The organism is Romboutsia lituseburensis (genome assembly GCF_024723825.1).
In the GTDB taxonomy this organism is placed as follows: Bacteria; Bacillota; Clostridia; order Peptostreptococcales; family Peptostreptococcaceae; genus Romboutsia_F; species Romboutsia_F lituseburensis_A.
This window is the reverse complement of sequence record NZ_JANQBQ010000001.1, coordinates 1401590-1416105: the sequence shown is the minus strand read 5'-3', so window position 1 is coordinate 1416105 and position 14516 is coordinate 1401590. Positions and strand designations below refer to the sequence as shown.

The 14516-nt window shown below is 27.1% G+C and carries 11 protein-coding genes and 1 riboswitch; of the genes, 7 read left to right on the top strand and 4 right to left on the bottom strand.

Features of this window, described 5'->3' with window-relative positions:
* Nucleotides 1-124 precede the first annotated feature (124 nt).
* A complete protein-coding gene (locus tag NWE74_RS06905; protein WP_258242489.1) occupies nt 125-622 on the top strand; it encodes a hypothetical protein in 498 nt (165 codons plus the stop codon).
* Between the two features lie 42 nt (nt 623-664).
* Here the strand turns inward: NWE74_RS06905 and pdaA are convergent, their stop codons facing one another.
* A complete protein-coding gene (pdaA, locus tag NWE74_RS06900; protein ID WP_258242488.1) occupies nt 665-1504 on the bottom strand; it encodes a delta-lactam-biosynthetic de-N-acetylase in 840 nt (279 codons plus the stop codon).
* A gap of 204 nt (nt 1505-1708) precedes the next feature.
* On the opposite strand from pdaA, the gene NWE74_RS06895 reads away from it, so the two are divergent.
* Both NWE74_RS06895 and NWE74_RS06890 read left to right on the top strand, forming a co-directional pair.
* The gene (locus NWE74_RS06895) at nt 1709-4816 is read left to right on the top strand and encodes a helicase C-terminal domain-containing protein (protein WP_258242487.1); all 3108 of its coding nucleotides are present in this window, start codon (nt 1709-1711) and stop codon (nt 4814-4816) included.
* Between the two features lie 306 nt (nt 4817-5122).
* Nucleotides 5123-6709, top strand: a complete 1587-nt coding sequence (locus NWE74_RS06890) for an AbgT family transporter (RefSeq protein WP_258242486.1) — start codon at nt 5123-5125, stop codon at nt 6707-6709.
* 46 nt (nt 6710-6755) lie between these two features.
* On the opposite strand, the gene NWE74_RS06885 is transcribed toward NWE74_RS06890, so the two are convergent.
* Nucleotides 6756-7607 (bottom strand): hypothetical protein, encoded by an 852-nt coding sequence (locus tag NWE74_RS06885; protein WP_258242485.1) that lies wholly within the window; start codon nt 7605-7607, stop codon nt 6756-6758.
* 159 nt (nt 7608-7766) lie between these two features.
* On the opposite strand from NWE74_RS06885, the gene NWE74_RS06880 reads away from it, so the two are divergent.
* Nucleotides 7767-8720: a calcium/sodium antiporter gene (locus tag NWE74_RS06880; RefSeq protein WP_258242484.1), complete on the top strand. Its 954-nt coding sequence runs from the start codon at nt 7767-7769 to the stop codon at nt 8718-8720.
* A 49-nt stretch (nt 8721-8769) separates the two neighbouring features.
* Here the strand turns inward: NWE74_RS06880 and nhaC are convergent, their stop codons facing one another.
* Nucleotides 8770-10206, bottom strand: coding sequence for a Na+/H+ antiporter NhaC (nhaC, locus tag NWE74_RS06875; protein ID WP_258242483.1), 1437 nt, complete (start codon nt 10204-10206; stop codon nt 8770-8772).
* 123 nt (nt 10207-10329) lie between these two features.
* Nucleotides 10330-10502: riboswitch (Lysine riboswitch) on the bottom strand.
* 192 nt (nt 10503-10694) lie between these two features.
* Here nhaC and NWE74_RS06870 point away from each other — a divergent pair.
* Nucleotides 10695-11294: a ribonuclease H family protein gene (locus NWE74_RS06870; protein ID WP_258242482.1), complete on the top strand. Its 600-nt coding sequence runs from the start codon at nt 10695-10697 to the stop codon at nt 11292-11294.
* A gap of 54 nt (nt 11295-11348) precedes the next feature.
* Here NWE74_RS06870 and NWE74_RS19205 read toward each other — a convergent pair whose 3' ends face one another.
* A complete protein-coding gene (locus NWE74_RS19205) occupies nt 11349-13130 on the bottom strand; it encodes a peroxiredoxin (protein ID WP_258242481.1) in 1782 nt (593 codons plus the stop codon).
* A 203-nt stretch (nt 13131-13333) separates the two neighbouring features.
* Between NWE74_RS19205 and NWE74_RS06860 the strand changes: the two genes are divergently transcribed.
* Nucleotides 13334-13642 (top strand): hypothetical protein, encoded by a 309-nt coding sequence (locus NWE74_RS06860; protein WP_258242480.1) that lies wholly within the window; start codon nt 13334-13336, stop codon nt 13640-13642.
* 110 nt (nt 13643-13752) lie between these two features.
* Nucleotides 13753-14514 (top strand): protein phosphatase 2C domain-containing protein, encoded by a 762-nt coding sequence (locus NWE74_RS06855; protein WP_258242479.1) that lies wholly within the window; start codon nt 13753-13755, stop codon nt 14512-14514.
* The last annotated feature ends 2 nt before the right edge of the window (nt 14515-14516 follow it).

Here is a 14516-nt window from a genome sequence, read left to right as displayed (position 1 = left end):
TTTAATCAGTCCTTTTACTAAAATATAATATTTAGCTTATGTATTTTTTTAATATACATACATGAAAATAGAGTCTAGATTAATATAATTTACTAAAGGGGAAATCTCGTCATAGGAGGTAACAATGAAAATAGAGGCTATAGAAGTAAGTAAGAATAAAAAAGACGCTTTAAGATATATTTTAGGTAAGATACCATTAATGAGTAGAGTAGCCCAATTTAATACTGTAGTTACAGATTTACATTTAGAATATATAGAAATAAAAGTTTTATGCTATGAAATTATAAGTAGAGAAAAGACTAATAAGATGTTTAGACATGAAACTAAAACGAATTATATTACAATGCTAGTGAATACATACAATGGTTACTCGGAATCAGTAGAAAAAATACCAATGACAACAAGAAGATATGTAACTAAATCTAATATAAAAAAATCCAAAATTGGAGAAGACTATTTAGTTGAAGGTGTAAAAAATGAAATCTTAAACTTTTTGGGGCAAAACAACAACTCATTGGATAAAGTAAGTTTACAAAATATAAATATAAAAGAAATTAAAAGTATATATAAACCATATTGGGTAGCTAATTTTAGGGGAAGGAGTATTTTAGTTGATGCATGAGAGATGAAAAAAAATAAGGGATATTAAAATATCCCTTATTTTTTATTTTTTTGTAGTATTATCTTTTTTAACTAAATAATCTAGTGTTTTTAATTTGTACCCTTCTTGTTCCCAGTGAGTTAATACTTCATCTAGAATTTCTGTGTTTGTTTTTGAGTTTGGATGAAGTAAAACTATTGCACCTGGATGAGTTCTTGAGTATATTTTTTCTTTAGCATATTCATGGGTAGGCTGTTTATCATTATACCAATCTACATATGCAAAGCTCCAAAAAACCGAACTATATCCTAAATCTTGAGTATATTTTAGAGATTTTTCACTAAATTTGCCCATAGGAGGTCTAAAATATTTAGGCATTTCTTTACCTGTGACCTCTTTATAAGCTTCTTCGACACTTACTATTTCAGATTTGAATTTTTCAAAGTCAGTTATTTGAGCCATAGAAGGATGATTTTTAGAATGATTGCATACAAGATGACCTTCTTTTTCCATTCTCTTTATTAAATCTGGATTATTTCTTATATAGCTTTCGACAACGAAAAATTGTGCTTTTGCATTATGTTTTTTTAGCGTATTAAGAATACTTTCTGTAGTACCATTTTCATAACCAGCATCAAATGATAAGTATATTACTTTTTCATTTGGATCTCCTACATAATATGAATTATACTTTTTAAAAAAGCTAGCTTCTTTTATAGGATCTGGTTGCTTTCCATCATTTCTAGGGTTGAAGTACCAGCTATATTCCTGTGTACTTAAATCGTCGTTTAATATTTGCGTTTTTGACTTATTAATCATATGAAAATTAGTTCCAACTAAAATACCAACTGCAAGAACAAAAAATCCTATAATTAAATAAGTTTTTGAATTTTTGCTATTCATAACATCACCTCAAATAATTTGTATAAGTTAAAATAAATAATACTAACATACCTATATTTTCTATAAATAAGATTAAAATATACTATATAAATTTATTTATACAATTTAATTAAGTTTTTACTTTTAGGGTAAAATTATCATATAATAGTGTAGGTATAAAATGAATATAAATGGATAATACATACTCGTAGAAAGGGTAAAAATATGAAAACTTTAATAAATTTAATACATAAAACATTTAAACGGAGTTTAAATGATGTAGTGTATTTAGATATAGAAACTACTGGAAATAACTATAAGATAAATGAGATTATAGAAATAGGTGCTATAAAACTATCAAATGGACACATAAGTACATTTAATAGTTTTATAAAAAATAAATATGAAATTCCTATAGAAATGTATTCTTTGAGCCAAGGCTGTATATTTGAAGATTTAAAAGTTGCTCCTGATATACAAACGGTAGAGGTACAGTTAAAAGAATTTATAAAAGATTATCCTATAATTATTCATGATAATAAAAATCAAAAAAAATTTATAAAACACTATTTAAAATCTATAGATAATGAGATTCTTAACTCTGTAGAACTAGCGGCAATGTTAGAGCCATATCATAATGAGTTTAGTATAGACTATTTGAAAAAACAAATAACTACGGACATAAATAGTAAAAATAATAGAGCTTTATATGGTTCATGGGATATTGCAAAATTAGTAAATTCATTGATTCTTAGGTTAAAAAAAGAAGAAGAAACAACATTAGAACCACTAACATTTAGAGTGAATTCATATTTACATAAATTTGGAATGAAAGCTTGGAATTGGAGCAAATTTATAGACAATTTTAATTATGAATTTGAAAATTTTAAATATGATGTGATTTTAAGTAAAGATAAAAATTGTGAAACTACCAACAATAGAAAAGAACAAAAAATAATAAGTAAAATATTTGAGCATAATAGATGTTATGAAGAATTATTGAAAGAACAGGGTATATGGGCTAGTAAAGAAGGATTTATATATGAGTATAGACAGGGTCAGTATGAATTAACTAAAACTATAAGAGAAACAATTAAAGGAAATTCAGGAAGTGCTAAAGTTGCTTGCATAGAGGCCCCTACAGGGATAGGAAAAAGTGTTGGTTACTTAGTACCTGCAATGATAGAAGCTAGAATAAATAAAAAGAGAATCATAATATCAACTGATACAAAGGAATTACAAATACAGCTAATAAATAAAGATATACCAAATGTTTTAAATTCATTAGGGCTAAACAATAAGATAAAATATGGATACATAAAGGGAAAGAATAATTATATTTGTGTAGAAAAGTTAGAACATTATAAAAATGATTATGCAAGCTCAAATCCAGAATATGATGAAATCATATCTATATTAATACTAGAACAATTAATTAAAGATGGAATACACGGCGATATAGAGGAAATAAATACTTGGATAACTACTAATTTTCCTTATATTAACAATCATTTAAAACATGTTAGTTGTGATCCTAATTTATGTAGGCCTAAAAAATGTTACAAAGAATGTTTATATAAAAAAAGAATAGAAGAGCTAAAAGAAGAAGATATAACAGTTATTAATCATTCATTATTAGCAAAATGGCCATATAAAGAAGAAAAACCACTAGAAAATATCATAGTAGATGAGGGACATAATCTAGTAGAAAAAGGATATGATTTCTTTTCAAGCACAGTTGAATACAAATCACTTATGTATTTTTTAAGAGAAATTTATCCATATGAAAATATGGCTAATAGTAAATTCATATATGTTAATAACAATAAAAATAGGAAAATAAAACCATTTGATAAATTTTATCATCATGTACATTTTGATAGAAATATAAAAGATAAAATAAGTAGAAACATTAACCTTATAGTAGATGAGATAAATTCTATATTAAGCTTTGGATTGAACTCGGAATATAATAATATAAGTAGTTATAATTTAAATTGGGAACTTAACTTGCAAGAGAATGAAGTAGCTGGAAAAAATAGAATGGATGATCAAATTGTTCAGATAACATACAGTGATTATAGTAAAAAAATTAAAATAAGTTGCGAGACTATAATAAGGAATTTAGTAGCTATTATTCTAATAATTGATAAAAATTTAGATGATGATAGTATAGATAAAGAGTCTGATGTATATATTTTTGGAAAAGCTAAAGTTAAAGAATTAGAAGATATAAAAAATACTTTTGAGATATTTATGGAATATAGCGAAGATGATGATTATGCTAGAATTGTGGAAGTTTCAAAGGAATTTACAAATTTTGAAATAAGAGTAGTGCCATTAAAATTAGCTCAACTATTTGAAGAAAACATACTAAGTCAAGTTGATAGTGCTGTATTTTTATCTGCAACATTAACGGTTGAAAAAAATATGGATTATTTTAAAAATACATTAGGAATAAACAGAGTAAATAATATTGAAAAAATTATAAATCCCTTGTATAACTATAGAAATCGAGTTTTAACAATAGGTGTTAGCGATTTAAGTCTTTACAATAATATAAACTTTCCTAGTGAAATAAGTGATGTATTAGGTGGTATTTGTAAAGTTACTAAAGGACATACATTATCATTATTTAACAGCAAAGATAGGTTAGAAAAGACCTATGATAATCTTAAATACAAGTTGAACAACAATAATGTTGAAATTTATATGAATAAAAAAGACATAAAAAATCTAAAAGATATGAATCGGAATTGTGTAGTGTTAGGGTCAAAGGGATGTTTTGAAGGAGTAGATATACCGGGTGATGGGCTAACATGTGTTACTATTGATAAAATCCCAAATTTAAATCCTAAAGATCCTTTATATTCAACTATAATGAAAAAATATAAATTACCTTATCATAATATCAATTATCCTCAAATGACAATAAAGATAAAACAGGCTATGGGTAGGCTATTAAGAAGTAAATATGATTATGGATGTTTTATAATATTTAATACAGGCAATAATATGCATACATTGAAAAAATTAGAAAAAGATCTTCATGAATCAAAAATTAATATTATTAAAAAAAGTGACATTAATAGATATATATATAATCATTTTCAAGTTTGTAGACAAAATGTAATAAATGATGCATTAAATGATATTATTAATTTATTTAAATTAAATAAAAATAATAATCAACATGCTATAGATTTTATAAACTCTCAAATGAAAAATCGATGTTTGGATGCATATGCAAGTAATTTGGATAATAATAATTTAAAATTAAAATATTTTAATAAAGCATATCTTATTCCAAAAGATAGATTGAATGATAATTGAATAAAATAAAGGTTGAATTTCAAAATATAAAAAATTAAATTTCATACTTAAATATAAAATTTATAAACTTAGCTTTAATTACAGATAAAGCTAAGTTTTTTATTTGTTAAACGCATGAAACTTTATAATATAAAATGATTATAAAAAAAATATAAAAAACGAAAATGAATGTTTTATATTAAATTATTTATTTTTTTTAATTTATAGAAAATTTAATTAATTTATATTGACATATATTTATATACATATATAATTAAAATATGTTAAAAAAAATTTACATAACTATTAAATCAAAGGGGGAGCAAAATGGAACAAAGGAAGAACTATAAAGAAAAACAAAAAAGTAAGAACTTATTTGCTAAATGCCTAGATGGTATAGAAACAATAGGTAATAAATTACCTCATCCAGTAACACTATTTGGATTATTTTGTATAGGAATTATGATAATATCTGCTGCAGCTCAGGCTATGGGATTGCAATCAACAGGAGAACTAATAAATAGAGCGACAAATGAATTAGAAGTTCAAACGATAAAAGCTGTAAGCTTATTATCTAGAGAGGGTATAGTTTATATGTTAGAAAATGCTGTATCTAACTTTGTAAACTTTGCTCCATTGGGTATGGTTTTAGTTGGAATGCTGGGTATAGGAGTAGCAGAAGGTAGTGGATATATATCTGCATTGCTTAAAAAAACGGTTGCTATAACTCCTGCTAAGCTGGTTACACCTATGGTAGTATTTTTAGGAGTTATGTCAAATATAGCTAGTGATGCAGGGTATGTTGTATTAGTTCCACTAGGAGCCCTTATATTCATGTCTTTTGGAAGACATCCACTTGCAGGATTAGCAGCAGGATTTGCAGGGGTTTCAGGTGGATTTAGTGCGAATTTAATAATGGGGACAATAGACCCGATGTTAGGAGGAATATCAACAGAAGCTGCTAGAATGATAGATCCAACTTATACAGTTCAACCAACAGCTAATATATTCTTTATGATGGCATCTACATTCCTTATAATGTTTTTAGGATGGTTTATAACAGATAAAATAGTTGAGCCAAGATTAGGTGCTTATGACAATAATGCTAAGATGTCTAAAGAAGATGATAACTTAAGAAACTTAACTGACAAAGAAAAGAAAGCTTTAAAAATGGCTAATGCTACATTAATAGGATTAATATTATTGATTGCAATATGCGTAATACCTGAAAATGGAATACTTAGAAATGTAGAAACTAAGAGCATAATAGATCATTCTCCATTAATGAATGGATTTGTACCTTTAATGGCAATTTGCTTCTTTGTACCAGCAGTTGTTTATGGAAAAGTTGCAGGAATATTTAAAAATGAAAAAGATGTTTGTGCTCAGCTTGGAAGTGCAATGAGTTCAATGGGAGGATATATAGCGTTATCTTTTGTAGCAGCTCAGTTTATAAGTTATTTCTCATATACAAATTTAGGCACGATTTTAGCAATAGAAGGTGCTAATTTATTACAATCTATAGGATTAAATACTATAACACTTATGATTGCATTTGTACTATTCACAGGGTTCATAAATTTATTTATGGGATCAGCTTCAGCTAAGTGGGCTATAATGGCTCCGGTATTTTTACCGATGTTTATGAAATTAGGAATATCACCTGAACTAACTCAGGTTGCGTATAGAATAGGAGATTCAACTACAAATATAATATCTCCTCTAATGAGCTATTTTGCAATGATAGTAGTATTTGCTCAAAGACATGATAAAAAGGCTGGTATAGGTACGATAATATCAACAATGATACCTTATACAGTATTCTTCTTAATAGGCTGGATAATATTATTAGGTATATGGATGGTTTTAGGTTTACCATTAGGACCTGATGCATTTATGCATTATCCGATGTAATAAAAAGGTGATTTTCGTTAATGAAAATCACCTTTTTATTATTAAATTATTTAGTAAAAGTTTTATCCATAAGCTCAAGTATAAAATTATTATCAACTATTTCTATAGATTGTATTTTATCGTCTTTAGTATAAACAATTACTGCAGAGTTGTAATCTTCATTAATATTTTTGTTATCAGTTTTATTTGTAGTACTAATATTATTATTTACAGGATTTACTGTGTCTAATTTAACATCATTATTAGAAGCGTACTTTGGATGTTTATGTTCTTTAGAAGGATAAACCTCATGAGGCACTAGAGGATAAAAATATAACTTATCTGTACCATTTGTTGTAGAAGCTATAAAATTAGCAGATTTAACATAGTAAGCATTTTCAAAATCTTTTATAGTTTTCCCTATTAAATTATCTTTAGCATAATTTAAAGAAAAATCTGTTTCACATATTATGCCTTTTCCTTTATAAAAATCTACTTTATACTCAGCATTGTTAAATTTATCTTTGTTAAATTTTTCAGAGTTTTTTAAGTTATATTCTCCAGTTAAGGCGTCTTTTACAACACCATTTTCATAATAAACATGTATATAGTCATCAGACTTTTTATTGTTTTTGTATGTTGATAATATAGTAACACTATCACGAAGATCATCCATAGTTAAACTTTCTATATTTTTCCCTTTTAAATCCTCGGTATTAATATAAAATGTAGATGAATAAGGTGATCCGAATGATTTCTCAACATCTTTGAATTTAGAATTAATTAACTTATCCATATTGTTAGAAGGTTGCTCTATTGATTTATCTGCAGTATTAGTTTCAGATTGTTTATTATTCATTGAACATCCTACAGACAATATAGATATTAATGTAAATGCAAGTAAAATTGATTTTTTCATAAAAGTACTCCTTTCATATGTAATGTTTTTATTAGTATTAAAAATGTTATTAAAAATTATTCATACCCTACATTATATATATTTTGAATAAGATAGAATATTTTACAAAATATATATAATATATTTAATTAAATAAGGATATACAGAAAGGATGTTTTTATGAGTTATATATTACTTATAGTAGGTTTTTTATTGCTGATAAAAGGTGCGGATACTTTTGTAGTAGGATCATCATCTATAGCTAAAATATTTAATGTACCTACGTTGATAATAGGATTAACTATAGTAGCTTTTGGAACTAGTGCTCCTGAAGCAGCAGTTAGCGTTACAGCAGCATTAAAAGGTAATAACGATATGGCCATAGCCAATGTAGTTGGATCTAATATATTTAATATATTAGCAGTTGTTGGTATTGCAGCATTTATAAATCCTATAAAAGTTCAGAAAAGTACTATAATAAAAGAGTTTCCTTTTGCAATTTTAGCTTCTGTAGTTTTACTGATATTGTCTTATGATACTAAATTTCAAGGATACAATGAAAACTTATTAACTAGAGCAGATGGTCTAATGCTATTAGCACTATTTGGAATATTTATGTATTACTTAATAGAAATGGCATTAACATCAAAAGAAGACATGAATGTAGAGCAGGCTAAGCAAAATATATCGATGGGAAAAAGTATTTTAATGAGTGTTTTAGGTATAATAGGGATATTAATAGGAGGGCAATTAGTAGTAAATAGTGCTAGTAATATAGCTATTGCCTGGGGAATGAGTGAAAATCTAGTTGGACTTACAATAGTTGCGGTTGGGACATCATTACCAGAGTTTGTTACTAGTATAATAGCAGCTAGAAAAGGTGAAAGTGATATAGCTATAGGAAATGTAGTGGGATCTAATCTATTTAATATTTTATTCGTTTTAGGCTTATCATCTACAATAAGTAACGTGTCTGTTCATCCTATTGTATTTATAGATATGATTATAATGATAATTGTAACTATATTAGCATATGCATTGTCAGCAACAAAGAAAAGTATTAATAAACTTGAAGGATCTATTTTGGCGATACTTTATATTGTATATATAGTATTTGTAATAATAAGGCAATAATTAAAATATTAAATAAAAAATGGCTATCTAAATTAGATAACCATTTTTTTTAAGCTGTTTTTTGTTCAAGTAAAGATTCTTTTTCATCATCAGAAAGTTTTGCTATTGTTATACCTGTTGCACCATAGAATAAAGAAATTAAAGGACAAATTAGATTGAAAAATGCAAATGGTAAAAATGCAAATGATCCAACTCCTAAAGTGGCTGACATATAAGCTCCACATGTATTCCAAGGAATAAGTGGTGAAGTTATTGTAGCACTATCTTCCAATGCTCTAGATAAATTTTTAGGATTAAGCCCTTGTTTTATAAATGCATCTTTATACATACTTCCTGGTATAACTATTGCTAGATATTGATCAGCAACTGCTAAGTTAGTTCCTATACAAGTAAATATTGTTGCAGCAATTAATCCGAAAGTTCCTCTAGCAACTTTTAATATAGCTCTAGCTAATGCCTCTAGCATACCAGTTTTCTCTAATATACCACCTACAGTTAAAGCACAAAGCATTAACGAAACAGTTCCAAGCATACTATCTAATCCACCTCGAGTAAGAAGTTGATCAACGAAATCCATACCAGTTGATGATACATAACCACCCTTAGCTACTACAAATACATCAGCTATAGATGCACCTTGGAAAACTACAGAAACTATAGCTCCTAATAAAACACCTGCAATAAGGCCAGGTATAGCTGGAACTTTGAATATAACCATTACTATAACTGCAACTGGTACTAAAAGTAATAATGGTGATAATGTATTATAATTACTTATTAAAGCATTTTGAATCTGAGCTATTTGAGTAGTATCAATTTGACTACCTGCATATTTAAAACCGATTATTCCGTAAAGTATAAGTGATATTAAAAGCGCTGGAATTGTTGTATATAACATATGATTAATATGTTCAAATAATGTAGTTCCTGCCATAGCTGGAGCTAGATTAGTTGTATCTGATAAAGGTGACATTTTGTCTCCAAAATATGCACCTGATATAATAGCACCTGCTATTATAGTATTTGGTATACCTAATGCACTTCCTATACCTAAAAGGGCTATACCTATTGTTCCTGCTGTAGTCCATGAAGAACCAGTAGAAATTGAAACTATAGCACATATTAATGTTGTTGCGACTAAAAATATAGAAGGTGATAGTATATTAAGTCCCCAATATATCATAGCAGGAACAACACCTCCCAGTATCCAAGTTCCAATTAGCATACCTACAACTAAAAGGATTAAAATAGCTTGCATAGTAGTATTTATAGTTGATAAAATTCCATCTTCTAATTCTTTCCAAGTAAATCCTAGTTTAAATACAGCTATAGTTGCTGCAAAGATAGCTCCAGCTACTAATGGAACATGAGCAGAAATTTCATATTTTTTTAAAAATACCAAACATGTAACTAAAACGGTTACTAAAAAACCTACACATAAAATTGCGTCAAATAATGTTGCTTGCTTTTTACTTCTTGATGTCATAATAAATCCTCCAATAATTTATGACGAATATAACATAAAGGAGAAATTTTGAGATTAAAAAAAGCCTAGGATGAAGTTATCCTAGACTTAAGAATTCAATCAAAAAATTGAATAAAAACTTAATCTAAAGATAGTACTCCACATATTCATGTGACAGTGTCATATATATTTTACATGACCCCAACATATAAGATTAAAGCATTACTTATACATTTCGGCACAGTTACCTTTTATCTTGCTTCTACGTGCTTATCTCCACAAAACTACTAATTAACAATGCGACCTCTACCATTAGGTTATATCCGATTATTTTATTTGTTTTAAAAATTATATCATGAAAACTTAAAATAATAAAGTAGGAAATAATATACAACAAAGAAAATATAAAAAATTTAGATAATTCCAATATAAATAAAACTTGTTAAAATCAATGCTTTTAGGATAAAATAAGGGTTATAAAAAATGTAAAAATATGAGGAAGTGAGAATTTGGCAAAGAAAAAATACTATGCAGTTAGAAAAGGTAAAAAAAATGGTATATATAATACTTGGGATGAATGTAAAGAGCAAGTAAATGGATTTTCAGGAGCTGAGTATAAAAGTTTTGTGTCTTTAGAAGAAGCTAATATATATATGGGAAATATTATATTAAATGATAAACAAGAAGATGGTGAATTCTTGGAAGCTTATGTAGATGGAAGTTATGAGCATTGTTTAAGAGCTTATGGCTCTGGTGTAGTTTTAATTAAGGATGATATAGTTGTAAAGACTTATAGTAAAAAAGGAGATATTAAATCTCTTGTTGAAATGAGAAATGTTGCTGGTGAAATTGAAGCGGCAAAAATAGCTATGGAATACTGTATATATAATGATATAAAAAGATTAAAACTGTACTTTGATTATGAAGGCATCGAAAAATGGTGTAGTGGTGCATGGAAAGCTAATAAAGAAGGAACTCAAAGTTATAAAAAATTCTATGATACTATAAAAGAGAATTTAAAAGTTGAATTTATAAAGGTTAAAGCTCATAGTGGTGATAAATATAATGAAGAAGCTGATAAACTAGCAAAAAAAGCCTTAGGTATTTAAATAAACTAATAGTAGAAGTTATATAACTTCTACTATTAGTTATTTTATTAAATATTAAAATGGTCCAAACATTTTTTCTAATTCTTCCTTAAATAAAACTGGATTGTTTATACTATCATACATAGCTTTAGCTAAGATATTGGCCTGATCATAAGTCGATGTCCATGCAAACAATCCTCCTAAGCAATTTTTTAAAACATATTGGCCTTTTAAATATATTGATAGTTCATTATCATAAGCCATAGCGAATAATCCATCCTTAGTTAAATAAGGAACTTGAGCTTGATTATCAAAGTTATATATAAAACCATTTTTATTTATATAATTTTCTCTTAAATCATCAAAAGATCGTGTGATTTTAGCGCCTAATCTACCGTAAAATGGAAGTCCTAATAAAATTTTAGACTTAGGCATTCCTGCATTTTCTAAATTTTTCACCCATTTATCTACACTATATCCAGGCAATGAAAGGTCAGAGTCGTAAAGATTTGACTGATGTCTTTGACCCATTTCTCCAGTCTCACCTGCTGTAAAATCATAGCTCATAAGATTGAAATAATTTATTATTGGTGCTATCTTATTAACTTCAATACCTCTATTTAAAATAGAATTATCTCCTACAGAAGCTACACTCAACCATTTATTATCACCAATTACATCTCTTATAGCTGTAAGTAATAAAGTAAAGTTTTCTTTATCTTCAGGTCTAGCTTTTATGCCAGCAGCTTTATTTCCAGGATACTCCCAATCTATATCAATTCCATCTAGCTTATATTGGTTGATAAGACTATTTACCTGTCTAGCAAAATTATATCTAGATGCTGGTGTTAAAGCAGCATCGGAAAAACCATCAGCTCCCCAACCGCCTATTGCAGCTATAACTTGTAAATCTGGATTTTCTTTTCTTAAGTTAACTAATTGGTTCAAATACTTAGGAGTTGGTACACGTAATGTACCATCTGGATTTATTTCAACAAAAGCATAGATAACAGCATCTAGTAAATTTGCATCAACATTTTTCGGATTTCCTAGAACATATTCCATTACAATTGGAGTTACATCAGGACAATAAGTTACATCAACTGGTTGATTTTTCAAATCAGTTATTTGAGGTCTAGAAGATTTTTTTGTTGTTTTTGTTTTTTTAGGAACACAAGGTATATAGTTAGGGAAGTTATTATCTGGTAATTCTGCATTCTTATCAGGAACAAAGCATAAGTACCAGTCCATACATGTACAATTTTTATCACAACTTTTTATTCTTTTTTTCAATTCTTTATATGTTGTTGGATATGGTAATATAACTGGCATTCCTGGAAACCAATTAGCAGGAGTAACTACATTATCTTTATCTGTAGTTTGTAAAGCTTCTATAATTCTTAAAATTTCAGGAATATTTCTTCCTGTTGTCAATGGATAATAAAGTATAGCCCTAAGTATTTGTTTGTCATCTATTATAAAGACAGATCTTATAGTAGATGTATTACTCATAGGTTCGGAAATCATACCGTATAAATTAGAAATTTTCATGTCTCGATCTTCTATTATTGGAAATGGAATTTCAACACCTGTTAAAGTAAAAATATTATAAACCCACGCTAAGTGAGAACTGTTGCTATCAATACTAAGTCCAATTAAATCTGTATTTCTTTTTTGAAATTCAGGATAGTATTTTGCAAAACACAAAAATTCAGTTGTACAAACTGGTGTGAAATCACCAGGATGAGAAAATAATACAACCCATTTACCCGTATAATCCGATAATTGAATAGGTCCAAATGTTGTGTGAGCCTTAAAATCAGGAGCTTTTGATCCTAAACTTGGCAGACATGGCATATATATCACCCCTTAATTTAAAATAAAGTATAACCTATTTTTATTGTATTAAATAAACTAAATTATTGTGACGTATAAAGGAATAACATTTTGCTTCAAAATATATCAAAAAATATTAATATTAATTGCTATTTTTTGATATATTTGTTATAGTTAAATATAAGATTAAATGTAAAGATTTGCTATTATATGGGGTGATAAAGTTGAAAAAGATATTTAGAAGATTAAATAATGTCTTAAGAATGTTAATTATGTCGAGCTTTATGAGCTGTTTATTGATATTTACACTGATAGTAATAAACGCAGTAATGGGGATATTTATAGGTTTAGATATTTATTTTATGGTATTTGTTGGAGTTACAGTGGGGCTGACTTTAGGATTAGTTCTATTTAATTATAAAAAGATATTTTACAGTAAAAGAAAAATTCAAAATACGAAGTCTGTTAGTACAACTAAGGTTACTAGAAATAGACAAAAAGAAGTTGTTAGAAGTAGAAGAAAAATTTCATAATCAAAATATATCAAAAAGTACAGCTTAAGCTGTGCTTTTTTTGTTATAAAACTCTTAATTTAATAATAGAACATAAGTATAGATAAATTCCAATATAAAGAGGTGCGAATATGGACTATAAAGTATTAAAAGGAAGTGCAATTGGATACAAAAATGTTATAAAAAATAAAAATTCTCAGGATAGCTTAAAGTATAAGTCATCTAAAGATTATATAATTTGTAGTGTAGCAGATGGACATAGCAGCGATTTTTTTGAGTATAGCCATATAGGATCTAAATTAGCCTGTGATATTTCTATTGATGTAATTGAAAATGAGGTAGATAAAAATAAAGATGATTTGTTAATGATGTTAAACAATGAAATTATTCAAAAAAAAATATATGATAAATGGATGTTTGAAGTAAAAGAGGATTATTATAAAACACACCCTAAAGCATATAAAATAGAATATTTAAAGTACTCTACAACTTTAGTTACGGTGGCTATGACTAAAAGATATATATTATATTTGAAAATAGGAGATGGAGAAATAATCGTTAATAATGATAAAAATTTTTTAAAAGTAGTGCCAACCAAAAACAATAATATAGTTGACTCTCTAGGCAGAGAAGATGCATTTAAAAATATATTATTTCATGTAGAAGATATAAATGATAGTGCAATAGATAATATTATTTTATTTACAGATGGATATGGAAACAGTTTTGAAAATGAAATAAATCTTTATAAAAGCTTAATTAAAACAATAAATAAATATAATAGTAATATATTTTCTAGATTAAAACTGTTAAAGGAATATAATTTGTATTTAACAAAGCTAAGTGAATCAAATAGTAAGGATGATATAAGTATAATCTTCCTCATTAGATAAAT

Coding starts and splice junctions, on each gene's coding strand:
- nhaC (WP_258242483.1), bottom strand. CDS start 10,206: ATGACATCAAGAAGTAAAAAGCAAGCAACATTATTTGACGCAATTTTA.
- NWE74_RS06885 (WP_258242485.1), bottom strand. CDS start 7,607: ATGAAAAAATCAATTTTACTTGCATTTACATTAATATCTATATTGTCT.
- NWE74_RS06895 (WP_258242487.1), top strand. CDS start 1,709: ATGAAAACTTTAATAAATTTAATACATAAAACATTTAAACGGAGTTTA.
- NWE74_RS19205 (WP_258242481.1), bottom strand. CDS start 13,130: ATGCCATGTCTGCCAAGTTTAGGATCAAAAGCTCCTGATTTTAAGGCT.
- pdaA (WP_258242488.1), bottom strand. CDS start 1,504: ATGAATAGCAAAAATTCAAAAACTTATTTAATTATAGGATTTTTTGTT.
- NWE74_RS06880 (WP_258242484.1), top strand. CDS start 7,767: ATGAGTTATATATTACTTATAGTAGGTTTTTTATTGCTGATAAAAGGT.
- NWE74_RS06890 (WP_258242486.1), top strand. CDS start 5,123: ATGGAACAAAGGAAGAACTATAAAGAAAAACAAAAAAGTAAGAACTTA.
- NWE74_RS06855 (WP_258242479.1), top strand. CDS start 13,753: ATGGACTATAAAGTATTAAAAGGAAGTGCAATTGGATACAAAAATGTT.
- NWE74_RS06905 (WP_258242489.1), top strand. CDS start 125: ATGAAAATAGAGGCTATAGAAGTAAGTAAGAATAAAAAAGACGCTTTA.